At 61.5% G+C, this 26,202-nt stretch carries 25 protein-coding genes; 14 read left to right on the top strand and 11 right to left on the bottom strand.

Annotated elements, in window-relative coordinates; all coding sequences use genetic code 11:
* The first annotated feature begins 2 nt into the window (after window positions 1-2).
* The 8 genes from lptC (at window position 3) to ACTV8E_RS12925 (ending at window position 5,506) form a co-directional block, all read left to right on the top strand.
* Window positions 3-572, top strand: coding sequence for an LPS export ABC transporter periplasmic protein LptC (gene lptC, locus ACTV8E_RS12960; RefSeq protein ID WP_251834848.1), 570 nt, complete (start codon window positions 3-5; stop codon window positions 570-572).
* Window positions 559-1,101 carry a lipopolysaccharide transport periplasmic protein LptA gene (gene lptA / locus ACTV8E_RS12955; RefSeq protein ID WP_251834847.1) on the top strand — a complete coding sequence of 181 codons (543 nt, stop codon included), beginning with the start codon at window positions 559-561 and terminating at the stop codon, window positions 1,099-1,101. The genes lptC and lptA overlap by 14 nt, the downstream gene beginning before the upstream one ends.
* The gene (lptB, locus tag ACTV8E_RS12950; RefSeq protein WP_443199746.1) at window positions 1,101-1,826 is read left to right on the top strand and encodes an LPS export ABC transporter ATP-binding protein; all 726 of its coding nucleotides are present in this window, start codon (window positions 1,101-1,103) and stop codon (window positions 1,824-1,826) included. Before lptA ends, lptB begins: the two co-directional genes overlap by 1 nt.
* A gap of 130 nt (window positions 1,827-1,956) precedes the next feature.
* The gene (locus tag ACTV8E_RS12945) at window positions 1,957-3,453 is read left to right on the top strand and encodes an RNA polymerase factor sigma-54 (protein WP_443199745.1); all 1,497 of its coding nucleotides are present in this window, start codon (window positions 1,957-1,959) and stop codon (window positions 3,451-3,453) included.
* Between the two features lie 129 nt (window positions 3,454-3,582).
* Entirely contained in the window at window positions 3,583-3,891 is a 309-nt protein-coding gene (hpf, locus tag ACTV8E_RS12940) for a ribosome hibernation-promoting factor, HPF/YfiA family (protein WP_251834844.1), read from the top strand.
* Window positions 3,892-3,900: 9 nt separating this feature from the next.
* Window positions 3,901-4,365: a PTS IIA-like nitrogen regulatory protein PtsN gene (gene ptsN, locus ACTV8E_RS12935; protein WP_273536613.1), complete on the top strand. Its 465-nt coding sequence runs from the start codon at window positions 3,901-3,903 to the stop codon at window positions 4,363-4,365.
* Window position 4,366: 1 nt separating this feature from the next.
* Window positions 4,367-5,224, top strand: a complete 858-nt coding sequence (gene rapZ, locus ACTV8E_RS12930) for an RNase adapter RapZ (protein WP_251834842.1) — start codon at window positions 4,367-4,369, stop codon at window positions 5,222-5,224.
* Between the two features lie 9 nt (window positions 5,225-5,233).
* On the top strand, window positions 5,234-5,506 hold the full coding sequence (locus ACTV8E_RS12925; protein ID WP_443199744.1) for an HPr family phosphocarrier protein: 273 nt from the start codon (window positions 5,234-5,236) through the stop codon (window positions 5,504-5,506).
* Between the two features lie 54 nt (window positions 5,507-5,560).
* On the opposite strand, the gene pmbA is transcribed toward ACTV8E_RS12925, so the two are convergent.
* Window positions 5,561-6,907, bottom strand: coding sequence for a metalloprotease PmbA (pmbA, locus tag ACTV8E_RS12920; protein WP_443199743.1), 1,347 nt, complete (start codon window positions 6,905-6,907; stop codon window positions 5,561-5,563).
* Between the two features lie 133 nt (window positions 6,908-7,040).
* On the opposite strand from pmbA, the gene yjgA reads away from it, so the two are divergent.
* Window positions 7,041-7,559, top strand: coding sequence for a ribosome biogenesis factor YjgA (gene yjgA / locus ACTV8E_RS12915; protein WP_251834839.1), 519 nt, complete (start codon window positions 7,041-7,043; stop codon window positions 7,557-7,559).
* Window positions 7,560-7,622: 63 nt separating this feature from the next.
* Here the strand turns inward: yjgA and tldD are convergent, their stop codons facing one another.
* The 8 genes from tldD to mreB form a co-directional block, all read right to left on the bottom strand.
* Window positions 7,623-9,080, bottom strand: coding sequence for a metalloprotease TldD (tldD, locus tag ACTV8E_RS12910; RefSeq protein WP_443199742.1), 1,458 nt, complete (start codon window positions 9,078-9,080; stop codon window positions 7,623-7,625).
* Window positions 9,081-9,082: 2 nt separating this feature from the next.
* Window positions 9,083-9,946, bottom strand: a complete 864-nt coding sequence (locus ACTV8E_RS12905; RefSeq protein WP_443199741.1) for a carbon-nitrogen hydrolase family protein — start codon at window positions 9,944-9,946, stop codon at window positions 9,083-9,085.
* Entirely contained in the window at window positions 9,943-13,740 is a 3,798-nt protein-coding gene (locus ACTV8E_RS12900; RefSeq protein ID WP_443199740.1) for a YhdP family protein, read from the bottom strand. Before ACTV8E_RS12900 ends, ACTV8E_RS12905 begins: the two co-directional genes overlap by 4 nt.
* 16 nt (window positions 13,741-13,756) lie before the next feature.
* Entirely contained in the window at window positions 13,757-15,214 is a 1,458-nt protein-coding gene (gene rng / locus ACTV8E_RS12895; RefSeq protein WP_251834835.1) for a ribonuclease G, read from the bottom strand.
* Between the two features lie 82 nt (window positions 15,215-15,296).
* Window positions 15,297-15,884, bottom strand: coding sequence for a Maf family protein (locus ACTV8E_RS12890; RefSeq protein WP_443199739.1), 588 nt, complete (start codon window positions 15,882-15,884; stop codon window positions 15,297-15,299).
* 153 nt (window positions 15,885-16,037) lie between these two features.
* Window positions 16,038-16,526, bottom strand: coding sequence for a rod shape-determining protein MreD (mreD, locus tag ACTV8E_RS12885; protein WP_251834833.1), 489 nt, complete (start codon window positions 16,524-16,526; stop codon window positions 16,038-16,040).
* A complete protein-coding gene (mreC, locus tag ACTV8E_RS12880; protein ID WP_443199797.1) occupies window positions 16,523-17,452 on the bottom strand; it encodes a rod shape-determining protein MreC in 930 nt (309 codons plus the stop codon). The genes mreD and mreC overlap by 4 nt, the downstream gene beginning before the upstream one ends.
* Before the next feature lie 116 nt (window positions 17,453-17,568).
* Window positions 17,569-18,606, bottom strand: a complete 1,038-nt coding sequence (gene mreB / locus ACTV8E_RS12875; protein ID WP_251834832.1) for a rod shape-determining protein MreB — start codon at window positions 18,604-18,606, stop codon at window positions 17,569-17,571.
* 349 nt (window positions 18,607-18,955) lie between these two features.
* On the opposite strand from mreB, the gene gatC reads away from it, so the two are divergent.
* From gatC to ACTV8E_RS12850, 5 genes are all read left to right on the top strand, one after another.
* The gene (gene gatC, locus ACTV8E_RS12870) at window positions 18,956-19,243 is read left to right on the top strand and encodes an Asp-tRNA(Asn)/Glu-tRNA(Gln) amidotransferase subunit GatC (RefSeq protein WP_443199738.1); all 288 of its coding nucleotides are present in this window, start codon (window positions 18,956-18,958) and stop codon (window positions 19,241-19,243) included.
* A gap of 9 nt (window positions 19,244-19,252) precedes the next feature.
* Window positions 19,253-20,704 carry an Asp-tRNA(Asn)/Glu-tRNA(Gln) amidotransferase subunit GatA gene (gatA, locus tag ACTV8E_RS12865; protein WP_443199737.1) on the top strand — a complete coding sequence of 484 codons (1,452 nt, stop codon included), beginning with the start codon at window positions 19,253-19,255 and terminating at the stop codon, window positions 20,702-20,704.
* A gap of 11 nt (window positions 20,705-20,715) precedes the next feature.
* On the top strand, window positions 20,716-22,164 hold the full coding sequence (gatB, locus tag ACTV8E_RS12860) for an Asp-tRNA(Asn)/Glu-tRNA(Gln) amidotransferase subunit GatB (protein ID WP_251834829.1): 1,449 nt from the start codon (window positions 20,716-20,718) through the stop codon (window positions 22,162-22,164).
* A 104-nt stretch (window positions 22,165-22,268) separates the two neighbouring features.
* Window positions 22,269-22,673, top strand: coding sequence for a septal ring lytic transglycosylase RlpA family protein (locus ACTV8E_RS12855; RefSeq protein ID WP_443199736.1), 405 nt, complete (start codon window positions 22,269-22,271; stop codon window positions 22,671-22,673).
* Between the two features lie 248 nt (window positions 22,674-22,921).
* Window positions 22,922-23,995 (top strand): calcium/sodium antiporter, encoded by a 1,074-nt coding sequence (locus ACTV8E_RS12850; protein WP_443199735.1) that lies wholly within the window; start codon window positions 22,922-22,924, stop codon window positions 23,993-23,995.
* A gap of 14 nt (window positions 23,996-24,009) precedes the next feature.
* Here ACTV8E_RS12850 and lptG read toward each other — a convergent pair whose 3' ends face one another.
* Complete coding sequence (lptG, locus tag ACTV8E_RS12845; RefSeq protein ID WP_251834826.1) at window positions 24,010-25,071, bottom strand: LPS export ABC transporter permease LptG; 1,062 nt, start codon at window positions 25,069-25,071, stop codon at window positions 24,010-24,012.
* On the bottom strand, window positions 25,064-26,191 hold the full coding sequence (gene lptF, locus ACTV8E_RS12840; RefSeq protein ID WP_443199734.1) for an LPS export ABC transporter permease LptF: 1,128 nt from the start codon (window positions 26,189-26,191) through the stop codon (window positions 25,064-25,066). Before lptF ends, lptG begins: the two co-directional genes overlap by 8 nt.
* Window positions 26,192-26,202: the final 11 nt, after the last annotated feature.

Genomic DNA, 26,202 nt, shown 5'->3' with positions numbered 1-26,202 from the left:
CCATGCTGCGCAAGCTGCGTAATCTTCTGCCCCTGATCATCGCTGCCCTGCTGCTCGCTGCCGTGGGGTACTGGAACATCGTTCCCCACCAGTTTCTCGACCAACCGGTGACCGACACCGAAGAGAATCCCATCGATTTCTTCGTCGAGAATGCCAGGTCGCAACAGTTCCATGCCGACGGCACCCTGCGTTACGAAATGACCAGCGTGCGCCTTGATCACTTGAAGATCAGCGACATCACCTTGCTGGAGAAGCCCGACCTGTTGCTGTACCGCGACGGCGAACTGCCCTGGCACGTACGCAGCGAGCGGGGCGAAGTCAGCCCGCAGGGCACCGAGGTCGAGTTGATCGACAACGTACGCACTGAGCGCACCGATGCCAAGGGCCGCCATACCCTGCTGACCACCAGCCGCATGACCGTCTTTCCGGAGCGGGAATACGCCGAAACCCAACAAGCTGTCAGAATCGAGGCCGCCAATGGCGTCACCACGGGACAAGGCATGAAAGCGTATCTGAATGAAGGCAGGATGCTCCTGCTCTCCAACGTAAGAGGCCAACATGAGGTTCGTTAACCCTCTCCACCTCCTGCTTTGCCTGTCCGCCGCGCTGGGCAGCACAGCAGCCTGGGCACTGCCCTCGGACCGTGACCAGCCCATCCACATCCAGGCTGACAGCGCTGAGCTGGATGACAAAAAAGGCGTGGCGATTTACCGGGGTGATGTGGTGATTACCCAGGGCACGCTGAAGATCACCGGCGACACCGTAACCATCAACCAGAACACACTGGGCGATATCGAGCGTTTCACTGCCGTCGGCAAGCTTGCCTACTATGAGCAGTTGCCTGAGGCCGGCAAGTCCATCGTGCAAGCCTACGGTCGCACTATTCAGTACTTCGCCAGCAACGAGCGCATCGTGCTGATCGACCAGGCCAAGGTCATCCAGGAAGGCAACACCTTCGAAGGCGAAAAGATCATCTATGACACGGCAACCCAGGTCGTCAATGCCGGGCGCGCCACCGGCGATACCATCACCACCCCGCAGCCCCGGATCGACATGGTCATCCAGCCGCGCAAGAAAACTCCTGGAGAGCAGTCCGAATAATGGCCACCCTCACCGCCCAGCATCTGGCCAAGAGTTACAAGAAGCGCCAAGTGGTTCGCGATGTCAGCCTGACCATCAACAGCGGCCAGATCGTCGGTTTGCTCGGCCCCAACGGCGCCGGCAAGACTACCACTTTTTACATGATCGTCGGCCTGGTGCGCGCCGACCAGGGCCGCGTGCTGATCGACGACCGTGACGTCAGCCATCATTCCATGCACGGCCGCGCCCGTGCCGGGATCGGCTATCTGCCACAGGAAGCATCGATCTTTCGCAAGCTGACCGTGACCAATAACATTCTCGCCATCCTGGAAACCCGCAAGGACCTCGATGCCCAGGGCCGGCAAGAGGAGCTGGAGAGCCTGCTGCAAGAATTCCACATCACCCACATCCGCGACAGCTTGGGCATGAGCCTTTCCGGTGGAGAACGGCGGCGTGTGGAAATTGCCCGCGCGCTGGCCACAGCGCCCAAGTTCATCCTTCTCGACGAGCCGTTTGCCGGCGTCGACCCGATCTCGGTGGGCGATATCAAGCAAATTATTCACCATCTCAAGGCCAAGGGAATCGGCGTATTGATCACCGATCACAACGTTCGCGAAACGCTGGACATTTGCGAAACCGCCTATATCGTCAGCGACGGTCGCCTGATCGCCGAGGGCGATGCGCAAAGCATCCTGGCCAACCAGTTGGTTAAGGAAGTCTATCTGGGCCACGAATTCCGACTCTGATTGATGCCGTGCTCAGTCCGTAATATCAGATACTGGAATTCCCAAGAAATATCAGGCATATAATTTGCTTCCATGGCGCTGCGGCGCCCGCTAGTGGATGGCGCTTAGACGCCGGCAATCAAGGTCTGCCATGAAACCATCGCTCGTTCTCAAGATGGGCCAGCAGCTGACGATGACCCCGCAGCTGCAACAGGCCATACGACTTCTGCAACTGTCTACTCTGGATCTCCAGCAGGAAATCCAGGAAGCCCTGGAATCTAATCCGATGCTCGAACGTCAGGAGGAGGGGGAGGATTTTGACAACGCCGACCCGCTGGCCGACGGCGACGAACTGCCCAACCCTGGCAGCCAGGAAATAGCCCTTCAGGAAAGCAGCATTCCCACGGTTGAAAACCTTGATGACGGTGGCGAGTGGAATGAACGGATTCCCAACGAGCTGCCTGTGGATACCGCCTGGGAAGACGTCTACCAGACCAGCGCCAGCAGCCTGCCGAGTAATGATGACGAAGAGTGGGACTTCACCTCGCGCACCGCGCCAGGCGAAAGCCTGCAAACGCACCTGCTCTGGCAGCTCAACCTGGCGCCCATGTCCAATACCGACCGGTTGATCGCCGAAACCTTGATCGACTGCATCAACGACCAGGGGTATCTGGAGGAATCCCTGGAGGAAGTGCTCGCCGCCTTCGACCCGGAGCTGGACATCGAGCTCGATGAAATCGAAACCGTTCTGCGTCGTCTGCAACACTTCGAGCCCGCCGGTGTGGCCGCGCGCGACCTGCGCGAATGCCTGCTGCTGCAACTGCGCCAATTGCCGAACAGCACTCCCTGGCTTGTCGAAGCCCAGCGCCTGGTCGGCGATCACCTCGAGCTGCTGGGTAGCCGCGACTATGCCCTGCTGATGCGCCGCCTCAAGCTCAAGGAGGATGAGCTACGCCAGGTAGTTGAATTGATCCAGAGCCTCAACCCGCGTCCCGGCTCGCAAATCGAAGCCAGCGAACCGGAATACATCGTGCCGGACGTGATCGTGCGCAAGCACAACGATCGCTGGCTGGTGGAGCTGAATCAGGAATCCGTGCCGCGTCTGCGCGTCAACCCGCAATACGCAGGCTTCGTGCGGCGCGCCGATACCAGTACGGACAACACCTTCATGCGCAACCAATTGCAGGAAGCGCGCTGGTTCATCAAGAGCCTGCAAAGCCGCAATGAAACCTTGATGAAAGTGGCCACGCAGATCGTCGAGCATCAGCGCGGCTTTCTCGAATACGGCGACGAAGCGATGAAGCCCCTGGTCCTGCATGACATTGCCGAAGCGGTGGGCATGCATGAGTCGACCATCTCGCGGGTCACCACACAAAAATTCATGCACACCCCGCGTGGTATTTACGAACTGAAATACTTCTTTTCCAGCCACGTGAGCACCGCCGAAGGCGGAGAATGTTCATCCACCGCGATCCGCGCCATCATCAAAAAGCTGGTCGCGGCGGAAAACGCCAAAAAGCCATTGAGTGACAGCAAGATCGCTGGTCTACTGGAAGCACAAGGTATTCAAGTCGCCCGGCGCACGGTAGCCAAGTACCGCGAATCCATGGGGATCGCACCGTCCAGTGAACGCAAGCGACTGATGTAGCAAGCTCTTGGGGGACAGGCTGGTGCAGGACCGACAACCGTCCATGTCTGCGCAAGTCGCCCAAGCCACAGTGTTCCGGCTGCAGGCCCTTGGTCTGCGCCATCCACGCGGCAAGAAGGAGAATACGGTATGCAAGTCAACATCAGTGGACACCAACTGGTAGTGACCGACGCCCTGCGCGATTATATCGACGACAAATTCACCCGACTGGAGCGCCACTTCGACCGTATCACCAACGTACAGGTGATACTGCAAGTGGAAAAACTGAAGCAAAAAATCGACGCCACACTGCATGTTGCCGGTGGCGAAATCGTGGGCACTGCCGAACACGATGATATGTACGCAGCCATCGACCTCTTGGTCGACAAGCTGGATCGCCAATTAATCAAATACAAGGAAAAGCAGCTCGAACGCGAGCAGGGCGCAACCGTCCGCTGATTCCACACCATGATCCGACTTGAAGATATCCTGACCCCCGGCCGTTCCTTGGTGAACGTGCCGGGAGGCAGTAAAAAACGCGTCCTGGAACAGATCGCCCACTTGCTCGACCGGGAACAGCCCGAGCTCGATGCCGGCACGATCTTTGAAGCCTTGATCGCCCGCGAAAAACTCGGCTCCACCGGTTTTGGCAATGGCATCGCCATTCCCCATTGCCGCATGGCCGGCTGCACTGCACCCATCAGCGCGCTACTACGCCTGGATGCTGCGGTGGATTTCGACGCCATCGATGCCGTTCCGGTGGATCTGCTGTTCGTGCTGCTGGTACCGCAATCGGCCACCGATGCGCACCTGGAGCTTCTGCGCCAGATCGCCCACATGCTGGATCGCGACGATGTGCGTGCCCGCTTGCGTCAAGCCGAGACTAACCAAGCCCTGTACCAGGTTGTGCTGGACGTTCAGAACGGGAACTGAAATGCGCCTGATCATCGTCAGCGGTCGCTCCGGCTCGGGCAAGAGCACAGCGCTAAACGTCCTTGAGGACAACGGTTTTTATTGCATCGACAATCTGCCCGCAGGTCTGCTACCTGAGCTGGCCCAAAGTGCGCTGATCCACACCGAATTGCAGCACCCGCAAGTGGCCGTATCCATCGATGCCCGCAATTTGCCCAGCCACCTGCAACGCTTCCCTGATCTGCTGGAGGAAGTCCGCTCGCGGCACATCCTCTGTGATGTTCTGTACCTGGATGCTGACGAGGAAACACTGCTCAAACGCTTCTCGGAAACTCGCCGCCGCCATCCGCTCACCAACGATACCCGCTCGCTGGCCGAGGCCATACGTGACGAAAGCCAACTGCTCGGCCCGATCAGCGACCTGGCCGATCTGAAAATCGACACCACCCACCTGAATCTTTATCAGCTGCGCGACAGCCTTCAACTGCGCCTGCTGGACAAACCCGAGCCGGGTACCGCATTTCTGATCGAATCCTTCGGCTTCAAGCGCGGCATGCCCGTCGATGCCGACCTGGTGTTCGACGTGCGCTGCCTGCCCAACCCGTATTGGCGGCCTGATCTGCGTGACTTCTCCGGCCGAGATCAGCCCGTCATCGAATTCCTCGACGCACAGAGCGATGTCGAAGAGATGTATCAGGATATCCGCGGCTACCTGCAAAAATGGTTGCCACGCTTTGCCGCCAGCAACCGTGCCTATGTCACGATCGCCATCGGCTGCACGGGCGGCCATCACCGCTCCGTCTATCTGGCTGAACGACTCGGTGCCACGCTCAAGACGCAATTGAAGAACGTCCAGGTTCGCCACCGCGATCTGCCATAGGGACCTGCAATGCCTTGCCGCGATATCACCATCGTCAACAAACTGGGCTTGCACGCCCGCGCCGCTGCCAAATTTGTAGGCACTGCCGGGCGTTATCCCTGTCAGGTGCGCGTTGGCCACGCTCCAGATAGCCTGGTCGATGGCAAGAGCATCATGGCGGTCATGATGCTTGCCGCCGGCAAGGGTACGCCTTTGCACCTGCATACCGAAGGCGAACAGGATGACGAAGCCCTCGACGCGCTGAGCGACTTGATCAACGATTGCTTTGGCGAAGGGGAATAAACAGCAGGGAGGTCACCTTAGATTCTCCCTGCTGCACCGGCGCGGCTTGAGCGCTTAGCTCCCAGCCACCGTCATTTTTTCAATCAGCACCGACCCGGTCCGGATAGTGCTGCGGGTCTCCAGGTCGCTGCCCACCGCGACGATCTGCCGGAACATATCGCGCAGGTTGCCGGCGATAGTTACCTCCTGCACCGGGAACTGAATTTCACCGTTCTCGACCCAGTAGCCCCCCGCACCGCGTGAATAGTCGCCGGTGACCAGATTCAACCCTTGCCCCATCAACTCGGTTACCAGCAGTCCACGACCCATGCGCTTGATCAGTGCAGCCTGATCATCTTCACCATGCGTAACGAAAAGATTGTGCACACCACCGGCATTGGCCGTGCTTGGCATGCCCAGCTTGCGTCCGGAATAGGTGCCCAGCACATAGGACACCAGCTCGCCATTGAGTACGAAGGGTTTTGCATAAGTGGCCAGGCCATCGCTATCGAAGCTCGCGCTACCCAGGCCGCGGGCCAGCAACGGCTGTTCATCGAGACTCAGCCACTCAGGGAACAGACGCTGACCGAGTGCACCTTCGAGAAAGGACGCCTTGCGATACAGGTTGCCTCCGGAAATCGCCGCGAGGAAATGACTGAACAATCCAGTCGCCAGTTCGGCTGCAAACAGCACCGGGACCTCGCACGTAGGTACCGGACGGGCGCCCAGTCGGCTGACAGCACGCTCGGCGGCGCGCTGGCCGATAAATACGCCGTCTTTCAAATCTTCGCCACGGCGACTGACGTCATACCAATAATCGCGCTGCATCTGGCCGTCTGCCTCAGCAATCATCACGCAGCTGAGGCTGTGCCGCGTATTGGCGTAGCCGCCTATGAAACCATGGCTGTTGCCATACACCCGGCAGCTTTGATGGCTGTTAAGGCTGGCGCCATCGGCATTGCGAATGCGCGAATCCCTGGCAAACGCCGCCGCTTCGCAACGCAGCGCCAGTTCCACCGCCTGATCCGGCTCGATAGCCCACGGATGATACAAGTCCAAATCTGGCAGCTCACGGGCCATCAGTGCTGCATCGGCCAGCCCCGCACACTCATCTTCAGACGCATGCTGAGCGATGGCCAGTGCGGCGGCCACGGTTTCGCGAATCGCCTCGTCGCCACCCGCCGAGGTACTTGCTGCGCCTTTGCGCTGACCGTTGTACAAAATGATGCCAAAGCCCTGATCACGATTGAACTCGACGGTTTCCACCTCGCCCTGGCGCACCGTGGTGCTCAACCCTTGCCCGGCCGAAACCGACACTTCACACGCGCTGGCGCCTTGGCGTTTGGCCTCGGCCAGGATGCGCTCGACCTTTTCTTCCAGGTGCGGCAAGGCTTGCGGACCGACCTTATCGACTGAACTCATGGCTACTCCTAAGCTGCAAGCAACGGCTTGCAAGTAAACAAGTGATTCAGCGTGCACCTCACGACTATCGCCCGTGGAAGCCCCGGCACACCGCTGCTGTTATCATGGCGGCATTATCCATTGGACCCGCCCCATGTCTGAATTCCTCGACGATTTCTCCGAAGAGAAAAGCAAATCCCAGATCAAACGCGAACTGCATGCCTTACAGGATCTCGGTCAGCGCCTGACGACCTTCAAGCCGGACGTACTGGACAAGCTGCCCCTGACTGACGTCCTGCGCCGCGCCTTGGCTGAAGCCCCTAAGCACACCGCCAACTCCGCCAAGAAACGCCACATGCAGTTCATTGGCAAATTGATGCGCGAGCAGGACATCGAAGGGATAACCGCCCTGATCGATCAACTGGACGCCTCCACCCGCCAGTACAACGAGCGCTTCCACGCCCTGGAGCGCTGGCGCGACCGCTTGATCGCGGGTGACGATGAAGTCCTGGAAGCCTTCGTCAACGACTACCCCGACACCGACCGCCAGCACCTGCGCGGCCTTATTCGTCATGCCCAGCACGAAGCGGCTCGTAACAAGGTTCCAACCGCCGCGCGCAAAATCTTCAAATACATCCGCGAAATGGACGAAACCCAGCGCGGATTACGCTAACAGCAGCTGCAAGCCTCAAGCACGCTATGGCTTTCGCTTGCAGCTTGCCGCTTGTATCTGCCCTCAAGCTCCCGTCCCACCCACGGTAATCCCGTCGATCTTCAGCGTCGGCTGACCCACGCCCACCGGCACCGATTGGCCTTCCTTGCCGCAGGTGCCGACGCCGCTGTCCAGCGCCAGGTCGTTGCCGACCATCGACACCTTGTTCATCACTTCCGGGCCGTTGCCGATCAGCGTCGCGCCCTTGACCGGCGTGGTGATCTTGCCGTCCTCGATCAGGTAAGCCTCGCTGGTGGAGAACACGAACTTGCCGCTGGTGATGTCCACTTGGCCACCACCCAGGCTGGCGCAGAAGATGCCTTTTTTCACCGAACGGATGATCTCTTCCGGGTCGCTCTCCCCAGCCAGCATGTAGGTATTGGTCATGCGCGGCATGGTCAGGTGCGCATAGGATTCGCGACGACCGTTGCCGGTGGAAGCCACACCCATCAGGCGGGCGTTGAGTTTGTCCTGCATGTAACCCTTGAGCACGCCGTTTTCGATCAAGGTGGTGCACTGGGTCGGCGTGCCTTCATCGTCCACGCTCAGCGAGCCGCGACGGTTGGCCAGCGTGCCATCATCGACGATGGTGCACAGATGGGAAGCGACGCGCTCACCGATGCGGCCGCTGTACGCGGAACTGCCCTTACGGTTGAAGTCGCCTTCCAGGCCGTGCCCCACCGCCTCGTGCAGCAGCACGCCGGACCAGCCGGGCGCCAGGACCACCGGCAAGGTTCCCGCCGGAGCGGCCACCGCCTCCAGGTTGACCAGCGCCTGGCGCAGCGCCTCACGGGCGTAACTCATGGCGCGTTCTTCGCCCGTGTTGCCTGGCTGCAGGAAATAGTCATAGTCGGTACGTCCGCCGCCGCCCTGGCTGCCGCGTTCACGACGACCGTTGTGCTCGACGATGACGCTGACATTGAAACGCACCAGCGGACGAATATCCGCCGCCAGGCTGCCGTCGCTGGCGGCGATCAGGATATGTTCCCAAAGACCGGCGAGACTTACTGTGACCTGCTTAATACGCGAATCCAGCGCACGGGTGGCGACGTCGATGCGTTTGAGCAGCTCGACCTTGGCGGGCCGGTCCCACACATCCAGCGGGTTGTCACGGATATACAGGCGCTTCAGCGGCACGCCGGCAAAGGCTTGCACGCGGCCCTGCTGGCCGGCACGGGCGATGGAGCGCGCCGCTCGCGAAGCGTCGGCCAGGGCCTGGGCGCTGATCGCGTTACTGTAGGCCAGGCCGGTTTTTTCGCCAGACTGGGCCCGTACGCCCACCCCCTGATCAAGGTGGAAGCTGCCTTCCTTGACGATGCCGTCCTCCAGTGTCCAGGACTCGGAGATCTGCCCCTGGAAATACAAGTCGGCAGCATCGATGCCCGGCCCGGACAGCTCGCCGAGAATGCCCGGCAAGTCATCCACGCTCAATCCGCCGGGAGACAGAAGGTGTTCGCTTACGGGTAGCAAGAGGTCGCTCATATTCACTCCGAGAGATGCGCCCGCGTCACTGCGCACGCCACTGAAATTCGCCGGTGCGCCTGCACCGGCATGCTCTGGCGCACTTGCGCCTGCGCGCTTTCATCGCGCTCGGCCACCAGCGCTGCCTCACCCTGGGCCTGCTCGGCGAGCACGCTACCCCAAGGATCGACGATCGCCGAATGGCCAAAGGTTTCACGCGGCCCAGGATGTACACCGCCCTGCGCGGCGGCCAGCATGACGCACTGGGTTTCAATTGCCCGCGCGCGAATCAGCACATGCCAGTGCGCGGCGCCGGTTACCGCGGTGAAGGCGGCCGGCACGCTGATCAGTTCAGCACCTTGGGCACGCAGCGCGCCATACAGTTCGGGAAACCGCACGTCATAACACACCGTCATCCCCAGCCGTCCAACGGGCGTGTCCGCGACTACCACCTGATCACCGGCGGCATAGTCATCCGACTCACGATAGCGTCGACGATTATCGACCACATCGACATCGAACAGGTGCAATTTGTCGTAACGGGCCACCCGTTCGCCGCGGTCATCGACCAACAGTGAACAAGCACGCGGCTTATCCCCGGGCCGATCGTCGGGCGGCAGCGGCAAGGTGCCAGCGACCACCCACAAACCAAGGTCGCGGGCTGTCTGTCGCAACCAGGGCAGAATCGGCCCGTGGCCTGCATGTTCGGCGCGTGCCAGCGACGCCAGGTCGGGATGGCCCATGCAGGCAAAGTTTTCCGGCAACACGGCCAGGCGTGCGCCCCGCTCCGCCGCCTGCTCAAGCAAGCGCCGTGCAACGACCAGATTGGCCGACACTTCGGCCTGGCTGACCATTTGAATTACGGCAAGGCTTAGCGGCTCCTTCATGGCGTTCCTGATTTGCGATCGACGGGTTTGCCGTAGGTGATTTGCGGGGACTGCACCGAGCCGCTGACCTCATACTCCACGCCAGCAAAGCGTGCGACGTGGTCGCCGAGCAGCCTGTCCACCAGAAACAGGGCGCCGCCAATGGCCGGCGCACCCGCGATCAACGCGGCCAGGGGCAGGTTATTGGTCAGCGGCAAGGTCACCAGCAGCGTGCCGTCTATGCGATCACGGGGCATGTCCAGCGTACCGGTGAACTCCAGGCCGGCAGAAGGCCCTGTCATCGTCAGTGGCTCTATGTTGGTATAGACCCCATTGCGCACCGCCAATACGCCTTTGACCCGATCATAGCTGAGACCTCGACCGAGCAGATCGGAGAAATCCAGACGCAGGCGCCGGCCAACGGCGTTGAAATTGAGCAAGCCGAACACGCGCAGCGCGGAAGCCGAGCCCTGCACTTCGGAAAATTGTCCTTTGCGCAAATCGGCGTTCAAGGTCCCGGATAGGGTATTCATGCTAAAGGCCGCGGGCGACCCTGGCCAATGAGCATCCGCATCGAGCCGGAAACGTTCACTGCTGGCGGTGGGTGCAAACCCCCAGGCCAGCAGCACGCGTCCCAGGTCCTCGCCCTGCAGACGGCCCTTGTACCAGGTGCGCGGTGCACCGGCCGCCATTTCCCAGCCCGCATCGCCGCCAATTTTCAGGCCTTTGAGGTTGAGATCCAGCTCCTGCAAGCGCAGCCCACTGGACGTGGGGCGAGCCTTGAATGCCCAGGCACCCAACGGGGAATCGCCTAGCATCACCTGACTGATCATGAGGTCCAGCGCAGGCAGGTTGCGCGGGTCGATGTCCGCCAGCGGATCGCGCCGCTGCGTCTCACCACTCGCCGCCGGTAGGCGCAGATGCTGCAGGTTGACTCCGATCGGCGCCTGCGGTGAATCCGGCAGACGGATGCTGCCAGCAATGCGTCGACTGTCCATCTCCACGCCCCAGGCGGCGCCATCACGCTTGAGGCGCAGCATCAGATCCTGCAGCTCCTGCCCAAAGCCGATAAAACGCTCGACATACAATTCGACTTGCAGAGGCAGCTGTCCCCCCTGTTCGGTCGCCTCGTCAAAGTAACGCTCGCGTACCGCTTGCCAGGCACTTACATCCAGTTCGGCCAGTTGCCCGCGCAACACGAAACCGGACTGCGCCATCATCCGCGCCGGCCCGAGTCCCAGACGCATTTCGCCACGCAGCCGCTGCAGATCATTGTCCGGCAGCGTCACAGCCAGACTGGCATCGGCGTAATCCAGCCAGTATTGACGTTCCTGACTACCTAGGCTCATGCGCCAGTCGGCATAGCGACTCTCGCGGGCGGTCTTGCCAAACGGCGCCGGCAGGTCGATGGCTACATCTTGCAAGCTGGAGTCGACGCGCAACTGGCTGCGTTCACCGGCCAGCTGCAGGCGCAGGCGATACGGCAACCGTCCGCTGACCGGCAAGGGCCGATCCACACCCAGCCAGTCGCTCAAGGTCTTGACCGGAATCTGCCCCTGCACATCCACCAGGGTTCGCTCAGGTCCTTCGCTGCTGATCTTGCCGCTCAGCCGCTGCCCCAGTGCCTGGGCTCGAACATTGCTCGCGCTCAGGCCGGCCTTGGTATCAAAGCGAAACGCGCCGGTTACTTCGCTGAGTTCCAACTCGGGTTGCGGCAACCTGAGCCTGGCGCTTTGCGGGGCGAAGTCGACGCGCACATGTGGAGCGGGACCTTCGCCCAAGGCGATATCCAGATGCAGCTGGGCATCCACCGCGCCGTCACCCGACCAGCCGGCAAAGGTTTCAGCGGTGGGCAAAGGTCCGTCCTGGAGGATTCTCAGTCCATCCTCGACGCTGCTGTGCAGATGGGCATCGAGCAGCAGATGCGCCGCCTGGCCAGGCTCGGCCCGTGGCACCCGCGCCTGAGCCTCCAGCACCTGGCTGTCCAGCAAGCGTCCATCGCTGATGGTGACGTTCACACCGCTGTCTTCGACGAACACTTCGCCACGTGCTTGCTTCAGGACTGGCCAGCCCGGCTGGTAGTCCAGTTCAGCATCGCGCACCTTGAAATACAGGCTGAGCGTTCGGGCCGCAGCTTCAGCGCCCTTGTTTAGCGAGCCCTGGTATTGAAAGAATCCCTGCTCAATGCTCCCGGCACGGATCGCCGTTTGCAGCCAGGTGGTCAATGCCGGACTGAGCGCCGGACTGCGCGAGGGCAAGTATTTGCCGGCGTAGCGGGCATGGCCGTCGCTCAGCCCGATGCGCAGATCCATGTAGTCTTCGGCCTCGGGGTCACGCTGCAGACGGATCAGAAAATCACCCGCCAGCCGGCCTTCCTCGCCAACGACGCGCAGATACGGTGACCAGAGGCTCAACGCCTCGTCGTCGAAACGCCAGTTCAGCCGGGCTTGGGCCTTACGGTAGCGCCACGGCTCGCTGAACAGCTGGTCCAGATGCAGCGCAAACCCATCGCTGTTCAGGCGCAGCTCGCCCTCACGCAGGTCGCCTTCTACGCTACCGCTGACCTGTTCCGCTCCCGGTGCGCCGTGGTAAGGGTCAAACGCGACATCTGTCAGGTTGGCCGCATAGCGCCAGCGGGCATGCGGCTCGGCGTCGGACTGGTAGGTGACCTGGAGATTGTGCAAGCGCCCACGTGGCTGCAAGGCCTCCAGCGCCACGGTCACGGCCTCGGGCAATGGCGCCAGGGCACGCACGCTTTGCACCAATGGCGCGAGATCCAGACGATCAGCGGACATCCGCAGGGCCTGCGCCTGTTGGTCGATCAACAGTTTCGCCGGCCCCCAGCGCGTACCATCCAGGGTAGCCGCCAGCGAATCGATCAACAGCCGACGGCCTTGCTCGGTGCGCTGCATGTACAGGTTGAAGCTCAGGTCCTCCAGGTGCAGCGCAGGATGTTCTGCATAGCCGGCCACCACGCTCGGCGCATGCCAGCGGACCACCGCATGCTGCAGATCCCGCTCGGCCCAGTTCAGCCAGATTTCCCCTCCGGCGCGCAGCTGCTGTGCGTGCCACTGCGCGGTAAGTGCGCGAGGCAACCAGCGCGACCAATCGCTCTGCGGCAAACGCAGGTACAGATCAAGTTGGGCATCGCGCCAGGTTGCAGGTCGCAGCCGGCTGTTCAGTTGCCAGGTCAGCGGCTGGCCATCAGGTAACAGCACGCGTCCATCCAACCGCTTACGCCCACCGCCGCTATCAGTCAGGCTGAGATTCAGATAATTAAGGCTGAGCGGCTGTTCGCCCTGGGCGTGCAGCACCACTTGGCTGTTCATCACTGTGACCTGGGGAAAGCGCCGCAGCTGGCGCAACCAGGGTTCCGGATCCAGCACGCCGGTACTTTCCTGATGGGGCAGGCCCTGCAGCCGCCAGCGACCCTCGGTATCCTGACGTACGATCAGTTGCAGACCGCCCACGGTGAGACCGGCCAGGCGTGGCTGCCAATTCAACAGACTGCCAAGCAGATCCGGACGTACCCGTACACTGTCCAGGCGAATTTCCTGTCCTGGCACGCCAACGACCACATCGCGAGCCACCAGCTCCGGCGCGAAGCTTCGCCAATGTCCCTCCAGGCGGCCTATGCTCAGCGGCATGTGCAGTGCCTCTTCGGCGCGGTCCTGAAGCTCGTCGCGGTACTCGGCCACCAGTGGCATCAGTTCCCGGCCGAGGCTGACGTAGAACGCCGCCAGCACCAGCAGTACGGCAAATATCACCAGACCCCAGCGCAGCAGCCCGGTGAACAGTCGCAACAGTAGCATCATGACGGCTCAGCCACCTTCAGAGCAGGACCACATCGTATTGCTCTTGCGAATACATGGCCTCGACCTGAAACTTGATTGTGCGGCCAATGAAGGCTTCAAGATCGGCGACATTGCCCGACTCCTCATCAAGCAGTCGATCAACTACTTTCTGCTCGGCCAGCACCAGATAGCCTTCGGCCTGGAACGCGCGCGCCTCGCGTAAAATCTCCCGAAAAATCTCGTAGCAGATGGTTTCCGGGGTTTTCAGCTTGCCACGCCCCTGACAGCTGGCGCAGGGTTCACAAAGAATCTGTTCGAGGCTTTCGCGGGTGCGCTTGCGCGTCATCTGTACCAGACCCAGCTCAGTGATGCCGATGATGTTGGTCTTCGCGTGATCGCGCTCCACCTGCTTCTCCAGGGTGCGCAACACCTGGCGACGATGCTCTTCGTCCTCCATGTCGATGAAGTCGATGATGATGATCCCGCCCAGATTGCGCAGGCGCAGCTGACGGGCGATGGACATGGCTGCTTCGAGGTTGGTCTTGAAGATCGTTTCTTCCAGGGTACGATGACCGACGAAGGCGCCGGTATTGACGTCGATGGTGGTCATCGCCTCGGCCGGGTCGACGATCAGATAACCGCCGGACTTGAGCAGGACCTTGCGTTCCAAGGCCTTCTGAATCTCGTCTTCGACCCCATACAGATCGAAGATCGGTCGCTCACCGGGATAATGCTCAAGACGGTCAGCAATTTCCGGCATCAGCTCAACCACGAACTGACTCACCTTCTGGAAGGTTTCCCGCGAGTCGATGCGGATCTTCTCGATGCGTGGGTGCACGAGGTCGCGCAGGGTGCGCAGCGCCAGGGGTAGATCCTCGTAGATCACTGACGGCGCCGAGGCGGTTTGCGTCTGTCCGCCGATCTGGTCCCACAACCGGTGCAGGTAGCGGATGTCCGCGAGGATCTCATCGCTTCCGGCCCCTTCCGCAGCGGTGCGCAGGATGAAGCCGCCGCTTTGCTGAATGCCCTCAATCGCCACGCAATCGGCCACCACCTGCTTGAGGCGTTCGCGCTCGTCTTCCCCCTCGATCTTCAGGGATATGCCGACATGGCTGGTACGCGGCATGTACACCAGGTAGCGCGAGGGAATCGACAGGTGGGTGGTCAGCCGTGCGCCTTTGCTGCCGATAGGATCCTTGGTGACCTGCACAACCAGGCTCTGCCCATCATGCACCAGCGCGCTGATCGGCTCGACCGCGCTGCCTTCGCGGGTGGAGATTTCCGAGGCATGGATGAACGCCGCACGTTCCAGGCCAATATCGACGAACGCCGCCTGCATCCCGGGCAGCACCCGGACAACCTTGCCTTTGTAAATATTGCCCACGATGCCGCGCTTTTGTGTGCGCTCGACGTGCACTTCCTGCAGCACGCCATTTTCCACCACCGCAACGCGCGACTCCATTGGCGTGATGTTGATCAGTATTTCTTCGCTCATGGCCGTTTCCCGTTAAAAACATTCAAGGTCGGTCTTGTCGCGCCCGGCCCTGTTGCGCATTTCCATTGCCAGCCTATCGCCTTCAGCGCGTGTCGCTCCAGCATTGCATACCGAATTCTTCCAACAGTTGTGCGGTCTCGCAGAGCGGCAAGCCCACCACACCCGAGTAGCTGCCCTGCAGTTCTCGGACAAAGACGGCGCCCAATCCCTGAATGGCATAGCCGCCGGCCTTGTCGGCCGGCTCACCGCTGTCCCAGTACCGTTCGGCTTCGACAGTCGAAACGGGACGAAAACACACTCGGCTCTCGCTTAGGCGCACCTCGCAGCGCGCACGGTCGGCGAGCGCGATGGCCGTCAAGACGCGGTGCTCACGTCCCGATAAAGCGCCTAGCATCTCCAGGCCCTGCTTTCGATCAGCCGGCTTGCCCAGTATTCGCCCATCCAGCACTACCGTGGTATCCGCCCCCAGCACACAAGCCTTGGGATCTTCGCTACGCGCCAGCGCGGCCAGCGCCTTGGCGTGCGCCAAGCGCTGCACGTACGCTCGCGCTTCTTCGCCCGGCAAGACGGTTTCATCAATATCGACGGACAGGACGGAGAACGGCACGCCGATCTGGGTGAGCAGTTCACGGCGCCTGGGCGACGCCGAGGCAAGAATCAGCGCAGGCATGCCGAATCCTTAAAAACAGTTGAGGTTGGATTGCGCTGAAATCAGGCGCGCGAATTTCGCGACCAAGGGTCGCATATCCCTGGGGGTGCCGGAACCCGCAAAGCGCAACTTCCAGGGTTCAGCGGGCTATATCGGCCAGATTACGGAGGAACTTCAGCGTACGTTAAAGCGCAGCCGCAGCCATTGCATGGCCAGGAACAACCAGAACCAGAGCACTGCGCTGACCAAGACAGGAATGAGGAACAGCAAGGTCGGCGGGCGATTGCCGGTCAGCGTGTTGAGCCACAACTGCACCAACTGCGCCAGACCGAAAATGACCAACAGCACGGTTGCCTGCTGCCAGAGGGGAAACATGCGCAGCCGCTGCTGCAAGCTGAGCACGAGAAACACCACCAGCACCAGCGGCAGGCCGTGCTGCCCGAGTAACGAGCCGGAGAGCACATCCACCGCCAGGCCAAAGCCCCAGGCCATCGCCATGCCGCCGCGATGGGGCAAGGCCAACGCCCAGTACGCAACTACCAAGGCCAACCATAGAGGACGGGCGAGATCCAGGGTACTGGGCAGCGGCGCCATGCTCAGCAGCAGGGCCAGCACCATGGTCGTCCAGATCACCCAGCCATTGTTGGGGCGCTCGGACATCATGGTTGAGGCTCCTGGTCATCGGCCACAGGCTCTGCGGGCTTGGAGCCTGCAGGCTCTGGCGCGACCGGCTCGGAGAGTTTGCCATCCGCCCGCAACTGGGCTTCCGCTGCGGCGCTGGCGCGCTCCTCCGGGCTGCGCGAGTCATTGAAAACCAGCAACAGATAGCGGCTGCGGTTAAGCATCGCTGTAGGTTCCGCACGTACCTGCAGGAAAGGCTGACCGCTGTCGTGATTGACTTCCTTGATCTGCGCCACCGGGTAGCCGGCCGGGAAGCGCTGGCCCAACCCGGAACTCACCAGCAAGTCGCCCACTTTAATATCCGCGGTTTCCGCAACATGGCGCAGTTCCAGGTATTCGGTGTTGCCGGTGCCGGACGCGATGGCCCGCAAGCCGTTGCGGTTGATCTGGACCGGAATGCTGTGTGTGACATCGGTGATCAGCAACACCCGTGAAAAATAGGGCATCACCTCCACCACCTGCCCCATCAGGCCACTGGCATCCAGCACTGGCTGACCGACAAACACACCATCGCGGGCGCCTTTGTCGATAATGATGCGCTGGGTGAAAGGATTAGGGTCCAGGCCAATGAGTTCGCCAACGATGACCTTGTCGTCCACCAGCGCGGAGGAGTTGAGCAGTTCACGCAGTCGTACGTTCTGCTCAGTGAGCGTGGCCAGCTTTTGCAGTCGGCGTTGCAGCAGCAAGGCTTCAGCCTTGAGCTTCTGGTTTTCCGCCAGCAACTCGCTGCGACTTGCAAATTGCTCGCTGATGCCTTCCCAGGCGCGCAACGGCAAGTCAGTAATCCAGTAGACCGGCGTGAGAATCAGGCCCAGCTGACTGCGCACCGGCTTGAGCGCATCGAAACGGGCATCCACCACCATCAGCACAGCCGAAAGCACGGTGAACGCCAGCAGGCGTACACTCAGCGACGGACCCTTGGCGAATAATGGTTTTATGGCTCGCTCCTCACAACGGCAGGCTCCAGGCGGCGAATCTCAGGCAAGGCAGAGCAAGCCTGAAACCGCCGGCGCGGCGTGGAGCCTTATTCCGTGGACAGCAGGTCCATGGAGTGACGATCCATCATCTCCAGCGCACGACCACCGCCCCGCGCCACGCAGGTCAGCGGCTCTTCGGCGATGATCACCGGCAGCCCGGTTTCCTGGGAGAGCAGCTTGTCCAGATCGCGCAACAGCGCGCCACCGCCAGTCAGCACCAGACCGCGCTCGGCAATGTCCGAAGCCAGTTCCGGCGGGGATTGCTCCAACGCGCTCTTCACCGCCTGGACGATAGTCGCCAAGGACTCCTGCAGTGCTTCGAGCACTTCATTGGAGTTGAGGGTAAAGCTGCGCGGTACACCTTCAGCCAAATTACGGCCACGCACATTCATTTCGCGCACTTCGCCGCCCGGGAAGGCCGTGCCGATTTCCTGCTTGATGCGCTCGGCGGACGATTCGCCGATCAGGCTGCCGTAGTTGCGGCGCACGTAGGTGACGATGGCTTCGTCGAAACGGTCGCCACCGACACGCACGGACTCGGCGTAGACCACCCCGTTCAGAGAAATCAGGGCGATTTCGGTGGTGCCGCCACCGATGTCGACGACCATCGAACCACGGGCTTCTTCAACCGGCAGGCCGGCACCGATGGCAGCGGCCATCGGTTCCTCGATCAGAAATACTTCGCGCGCGCCGGCACCCAGGGCCGACTCACGAATCGCGCGGCGCTCGACCTGAGTGGATTTGCACGGTACGCAGATCAGCACACGCGGACTGGGTTGCAGGAAGCTATTTTCATGCACCTTGTTGATGAAGTACTGGAGCATTTTTTCGCAGACGCTGAAGTCGGCGATCACCCCATCCTTCATCGGGCGGATGGCATTGATGTTGCCCGGCGTACGACCGAGCATGCGCTTGGCTTCGGTGCCCACTGCAACCACACTTTTCTGATTGCCGCTGCTGCGAATGGCTACGACAGAGGGTTCGTCAAGCACGATGCCGCGTTCGCGCACATAAATCAGGGTATTGGCTGTGCCCAGGTCGATCGAGAGATCGCTGGAAAACATGCCACGCAGTTTCTTGAACATTGGACAGGGACCCTAGGGCAACGCGTGGGGAAAAGAGCGCCGACTCTAACAATGACGAGGATTTTGGGCAAGGCTCCCTCTGTGTTAGATTGCCAGGCCATATCAGGCCGCAGGGCCTGCGAACACGGCTTTTAGCAGAGGCTCGAGCGCTTCAGGCAAGGCAAACCGGGACAAGGCGACCTGTTAGAGTCCCCCGTCCCGCCCCTAACAATGCACCCCAGAAACCTTTTTTCACACGGTGCATTGGCGGATCAGCCAGGCGACGCCGCACCTGTATCGAACACTCTGCCAGACGAAACCGCTGCTCGTTCTAGTCTGACTTTTTTGCTGCTTTATCTGGAGACTCCCGATGGCGCTCGAACGCTCCGACGTGGAAAAGATCGCCCATTTGGCCCGTTTAGGCCTGGATGAGGCGGAACTTCCCCGCACCACTGAGACCCTCAACAGCATTCTCGGCCTGGTCGATGCCATGCAGGCCGTCGATACCCAAGACGTTGAGCCGCTGGCCCACCCCTTGGAGGCCACGCAACGCCTGCGCGCCGACCTGGTCGCCGAAGACAACCACCGCGACGCTTACCAGGCGATCGCCCCGGCCGTGGAAAGCGGCTTGTATCTCGTGCCAAAAGTCATCGAATAAGGGTTTCCCATGCACCAACTGACCCTGGCCGAAATCGCCCGTGCGCTGGCCGCCAAGCAATTCTCCGCCGAAGAGCTGAGTCGCGACCTGCTGGCCCGCATCCGGCAACTCGACCCACAACTGAACAGCTTCATCACGGTTACCGAAGACCTGGCTCTGGAGCAAGCCAAAGCCGCCGATAGCCGGCGCGCCGCCGGTGAAACCGGTACCTTGCTCGGCGCTCCGATTGCCCACAAGGACTTGTTCTGCACTCAGGGCATTCGCACCAGCTGCGGCTCGAAGATGCTCGACAACTTCCAGGCGCCCTATAACGCCACCGTGGTGGAGAAACTCGCCGCCGCGGGCACCGTGACCCTCGGCAAGCTGAACATGGACGAGTTCGCCATGGGCTCCTCCAACGAATCCAGCTTCTATGGCGCGGTGAAAAATCCCTGGAACCTGGAACGCGTGCCCGGCGGCTCGTCCGGCGGTTCCGCCGCAGCTGTCGCGGCGCGCCTGGTCCCGGCCGCTACCGGCACCGACACCGGCGGCTCGATCCGCCAGCCGGCAGCGCTGACCAACCTCACCGGCCTCAAGCCCACCTATGGCCGCGTCTCCCGCTGGGGCATGATTGCCTACGCTTCCAGCCTCGACCAGGGCGGCCCGATTGCCCGCACCGCCGAGGACTGCGCCCTGCTGCTGCAGGCCATGGCCGGTTTCGACACCAAGGATTCCACCAGTGTCGAGCAGCCGCTGGACGATTACCTCGCGGCCCTTAGCCAGCCGCTGGCCGGTTTACGCATCGGCTTGCCGAAGGAGTATTTCAGCGCTGGCCTGGATGCGCGTATCGCCGAAAAGATGATGGCCGTGGTCGAGGAGCTGAAGAAACTTGGCGCCACGGTGAAGGACATCTCCCTGCCGAACATGCAGCACGCCATTCCTGCCTACTACGTGATCGCCCCAGCCGAGGCCAGCTCTAACCTGTCGCGTTTTGACGGCGTGCGCTTCGGCTACCGCTGCGAGAACCCGGTCAATCTCGAAGACCTCTACAAGCGCTCGCGCGGTGAAGGCTTTGGCGCCGAAGTGAAGCGCCGCATCATGGTGGGCACCTACGCCCTGTCGGCCGGCTACTACGACGCCTACTACCTCAAGGCGCAGAAGATTCGCCGCCTGATCAAGAACGACTTCGTCGCCGCCTTCAACGAGGTCGACGTGATTCTCGGCCCGACCACGCCCAACCCGGCCTGGAAGCTGGGCGAGAAAACCAACGATCCTGTGTCGGCCTATCTGGAAGACATCTACACCATCACCGCCAACCTGGCCGGTATTCCCGGCCTGTCGATGCCGGCCGGCTTCGTCGATGGCTTGCCGGTGGGCGTGCAGCTGCTGGCGCCCTACTTCCAGGAATCTCGCCTGCTCAACGTGGCGCATCAGTATCAACAGGTCAGCGACTGGCACCAGCGCGCTCCCGAAGGTTTTTGAGGACTAAACAGATGCAATGGGAAACCGTGATCGGGCTGGAAATCCACGCCCAGCTCAGCACCCAGTCGAAGATCTTCTCCGCCAGTGCCACCACCTTCGGGGCCGAGCCCAACACCCAGGCCAGCCTGGTTGACCTGGGGATGCCCGGCACCCTGCCGGTGCTGAATGCCGAAGCGGTACGCATGGCGTGCAAGTTCGGCCTGGCCATCGACGCCGAGATCGCCGAAAAGAACGTTTTTGCACGCAAGAATTACTTTTACCCGGACCTGCCCAAGGGCTACCAGACCAGCCAGATGGACCTGCCTATCGTCGGCAAGGGCCACCTGGACATCACCCTGGAAGACGGCACGATCAAGCGTGTCGGCATCACCCGCGCGCACCTGGAAGAAGACGCCGGCAAGAGCCTGCATGAAGACTTCCACGGCATGAGCGGCATCGACCTCAATCGTGCCGGCACGCCGCTGCTGGAAATCGTTTCCGAGCCAGATATCCGTTCGGCCAAGGAAGCCGTCGCCTACGTCAAGGCCATGCATTCCCTGGTGCGCTACCTGGGCATTTGCGACGGCAACATGGCCGAAGGCTCGCTGCGCTGCGACTGTAACGTTTCGGTGCGCCCAAAAGGTCAGGCCGAATTCGGCACGCGCGCCGAGATCAAGAACGTCAACTCGTTCCGCTTCATCGAAAAGGCCATCAACCACGAAGTGCAGCGTCAGATCGAGCTGATCGAGGACGGCGGCACCGTGGTGCAGGAAACCCGCCTGTACGATCCGAACAAGGACGAAACCCGTTCGATGCGCAGCAAGGAAGAAGCCAACGACTACCGTTACTTCCCCTGCCCTGACCTGCTGCCGGTCGTGATCGAGCAAAGCTTCCTCGATGAGCTGCGCGCCGAGCTGCCCGAGCTGCCGCCGCAGAAGCGCGAACGCTTCGAGCGCGAATTCGGCCTCTCCGCCTACGACGCTTCGGTGCTGTCCGCCAGCCGCGAGCTGGCTGACTACTTCGAAGCTGTCCAGCAAGTCTGCGGCGACGCCAAGCTGGCCGCCAACTGGGTGATGGGCGAGCTGTCCAGTCTGCTCAATAAGGAAGGCCTGGATATCGAACAGTCCCCGGTCTCCGCCGCACAGCTGGGCGGCATGATCCAGCGCATCCAGGACAACACCATCAGCGGCAAGCTGGCCAAGATGGTGTTCGAGGCACTGGCTGCCGGTGAGGGCGCCTCCGCCGATGAGATCATCGAGAACAAGGGCCTCAAGCAGGTCACCGACGTCGGCGCCATCGAGGCCATGCTCGATGAGGTACTGGCCGCCAACGCTGAACAGGTCGAGCAGTACCGGGCCAGCGACGAAGCCAAGCGTGGCAAGATGTTCGGTTTCTTCGTCGGCCAGGCCATGAAAGCCTCCAAAGGCAAGGCCAACCCCGGTCAAGTGAACCAATTGCTGAAGAAAAAGCTCGAAAGCTGATACCTCAGCCGCATGCGGCCCATATGCGCGTCGACTGCACGTCGCTAAGCCTGACTGGCTTGCGACGTGCAGGGCGCCGCCTCGGTGCCGCCCCCGGAGTTTCCATGCGTTTAGTTCTGCTCTTTACCCTCTCTCTGTTTGCTGCCTGCTCCAACCCCATGCACGGCTCCCTGTTCCCCCCAGAGGCGAATGCCACAGGCATCAAAGGCCAGCTGAAGACCCGCGAAGGCAAAGCCTCCTGGTACGGCAAGCGCTTCCACGGCAAGAAAACCGCCAGCGGTGAACCCTTCAATCAACATGCACTGACTGCCGCCCATCGCAGCCTGCCGTTTGGCACGCTGGTACGGGTTACCAACCTGGCCAACAAGCGCAGTGTGGTGGTGCGCATCAACGATCGCGGTCCCTATGTCGGCAGCCGAGTCATTGATGTATCGCGCAAGGCTGCCGAAAAGCTCGGCATGCTCGACCGGGGCGTGGCGCCGGTGCGCCTACAGCGCCTGAACCACTAGCAGCCTGTCTGGTTAGTTCAATTGGCTAAATTTTCGGCGCCCAAGGTCCGATATTGCGCTGCATCTTCGCCATAGCCTGCTTTGACTCATCGCAGCGCCGTGCTCTTAGAACCCGATTATCCGAACTGAATTAATCAACTCGCGTACAGGCCACTAGACTTGGATCGGTCGTCGCTTCGTTGACGCACCCCTAACCCCTTCTTTTCTCCTCGCGGCGCAGCGCGCCCAGGCCTGGAGTCTTTTTGCCCATGCCCTTGACGCTCTTGATGCTTATCCCAGCGGGCTTGCTGCTGCTGGCGGTCGGGGCCCACCTGTTGGTGAGCAGCGCCAGCCGTCTGGCCAGGTGGCTGCGCATTCCGCCGCTGGTGATTGGCCTGACGGTGGTGGCCTTCGGCACCAGCGCCCCGGAGCTGACCGTCAGCCTGCGCTCGGCCCTCAATGGGCAAGGCGATATCGCCGTCGGCAATGTGCTGGGCAGCAACATCTTCAACGTACTGGTGATTCTTGGTCTGTGCGCACTGATTGCGCCCCTGCAGGTTCGCCGACAGCTTGTACGCCTCGACGTGCCTCTGATGATCGGAGCCAGCCTGCTCGCCTGGCTGCTCGCCCTGGACCAGCATTACAGCCTGCTTGACGGACTCGTGCTGTTCGCCTGCCTGCTGGGCTACCTGGCGGCGCTCTATGTGCATGCTCGCAAAGGCGCCGCCATCCAGCCGCAGCCGGCGTCTGCACCTGCCGCGCAAGAAACCCACGCCTCGGCGCTCAAGGCTGTGCTCAGCATGCTGGCCGGGCTGGGCTTGCTGGTGGTCGGCGCTGACTGGCTGATCACTGGATCCGTGGCGCTGGCACGGACCTTGGGCCTGTCCGAACTGATCATCGGCCTGACCCTGGTGGCAGCCGGCACGTCGTTGCCAGAGCTGGCCACCTCGGTGTTTGCCGCGCTCAGGAACGAGCGCGACATCGCCGTCGGCAACATCGTTGGCAGTAATCTATTCAATTTATTGGGTGTGCTGGGCCTGAGTGCGCTGGCCGCGCCGGGCTTGTCGGTTTCGCCTAACGCTCTGGCGTTCGATTTCCCGGTAATGACCGCCGTGGCGGTGGCTTGCTTGCCGGTGTTCTTTGCCGGCTACCGCATCAGCCGCTGGGAAGGACTGCTGTTTCTCGGCTATTACCTGGCCTACATCCTTTATCTGGCGCTGTTTACCACGGGCCAACCGCTGGCACGCACATTCGCCACTGCCATGCTCGGCTATGCCGTACCGCTGACCATCGTGACCCTGTTGATCGTCGCCGCCCGTGCCTGGCGGCGACAACGCAAGTAATTTGAAACGGCCGGTCAGCCCGCGCGACGCAGCATCCACACCCCGGCAATTCCGCACACCATGGCCGGCAACACCACGGCGAGCAACGGTGGAAAACCGAACACCAGGCTCGAAGGTCCGAGCAGGTCCTGGACAATACGAAACACAAAACCCACCAGCACGCCGGTGAAAATCCGCTGACCCAAGGTAACCGAGCGTAGTGGCCCAAAGATGAAGGAAATCGCCATCAAGACCAGCGCGGCCGTGACCAGAGGCTGCAGCACCTTGACCCAGAAGGCCAGCCAATAGCGGCCGCTGTTCAGGCCTTGCTCATTGAGGTAGCGGGCGTAATTCCACAGTCCAGTGATCGACAAGGCGTCCGGTGACATCACCACCGTGCTGAGCAGTTGCGGCGTCAGCTCAACATCCCAGCGCTCGCTGGCGGTTTTGTTCACGCGGGTTTCACGCTCGGCAAACTCGGTGGTCACCACATCATCCAGCTGCCAGTAATCGTCGTGGTATTGCGCACGGCGGGCAAAACTGGCGGTTTCCAGACGGCGCTCATCGTCGAAGCGGTAACGCGTCACGCCCAACAGCACGCCACCGGGCTGCACAGCGTTGATGTGCACGTACTCGTCGCCCTGACGGTGCCAGAGCCCGTGCTTGGAGGTTTGCGCCTCTCCGCCACCTTGGGCCAGATCGCGATTAGCCTGGGCGACAGTTTCTGTCCAGGGCATGACGTATTCGCCAATCACCACACCCAGCATCATCAGCAGCAGCATGGGCTTCATCACTGCCCAGACGATCCGTCCCAGGGAGACGCCGGAGGCGCGCATGATGGTCAGCTCGCTGTTGCTGGCCAGCGTGCCGAGGCCGACCAGGCAGCCAATCAGACCGGCCATGGGCAGCATTTCGTAGAGCCGACGCGGCGAGGTCAGCAACACATAGCTGAGCGCATCGAGCAGCGTGTAGGTTTCGGAGATGTCGCCCAGCTCGTCGATAAAGGCGAACAAGATGGCCAGGCCAACGATGATCCCCAGCACGGCAATGATTGCGAACAGCACACTGCTGCCGATGTAGCGGTCCAGCTTAACCACGCGCCACCTCCCGTTTTGCCGCGCGCCAGGACGCCCATTTCAGCTGCATCGCTTCCCAGTACAGCAAGGCCAGGCCGATGGACAGGAACAGGCCATGCACCCACCAAAGGCCCAGCCAGGCCGGAATCCGGTTCTTTTCCAGCGAGCCACGCATCGCGATCAGCAAGGCCAGGTAGCTCATGTACAGCAAGATGGCCGGCAACAGTTTCAGGTAGCGACCTTGGCGCGGATTGACCTTGGCCAGCGGCACCGCCAACAGCGTTACCACGAACACCAGCAGCGGCAGCGAGAAGCGCCACTGCAGCTCGGCCACATATTTGGGGTTATTACTGTTGAACAGTTGTGCGGTGGGCACCGCCTCGATGGCCGTGACCTCTTGGCGAATTTCCGGCTTGGGCATCAGCACGCCATAGGTGTCGTATTGAATGGCCCGGTAATCCGCCTCCCCTGGGTTGCCATCGTAGCGATAGCCATTCTCCAGAATCAGGTAGCGACTGCCGTCGGGCTGGATTTCCTGGCGACCGCTCTCGGCAACCAGCACGGTAATGCCCTTCTCCTTCGACCTGTCGCCGGAAAAGCGTTTTTCGCTGATGAAGATGCCGCCCAGTTCACTGCGGTCATCCGACAGCTCCTGGGCATACGTCACCCGCGAACTGCCACCGCGCATAGACTGGAAGCGCCCCGGCACCAGGGTATCGAATTCGGTCAGCGAGTCCTGAGTATTGAAGATGCGCCAGGACGCCGTGACCCCTTGCGGCGCCAGCCCCAAGCTCAGCCAGGCGACCAGCAGGGCCACCAGCGTGGCCGGGCCGAAGCTGTACAGCAGCAGGCGTTGCGGACTCATGCCGGTGGCCGACAGCACGGTCATTTCGCTTTCCAGGTACAGCCGTCCATAAGACAGCAGAATGCCCAGGAACAGGCCGAGCGGCAGGATCAGCTGCAAGAAGCCGGGCATGCGGTAAAGCATGATGTACATCAGCACGTCAGGGTCGAGAATGCCCTGGGCCGCCTGAGCCAGATACTTGATGAAGCGACCGCTCATGATGATCACCAGCAGCACGGCACTCACCGCGCTCAAGGTGACCAACAGTTCGCGGGACAAATAGCGGAAGACGATCAAACCGCACACTC

The sequence above is a fragment of the Pseudomonas sp. B392_1p genome, from assembly GCF_052245235.1.
GTDB classification, from domain to species: Bacteria; Pseudomonadota; Gammaproteobacteria; order Pseudomonadales; family Pseudomonadaceae; genus Serpens; species Serpens gallinarum.
This window is presented reverse-complemented; position numbering and strand designations above follow the sequence as displayed.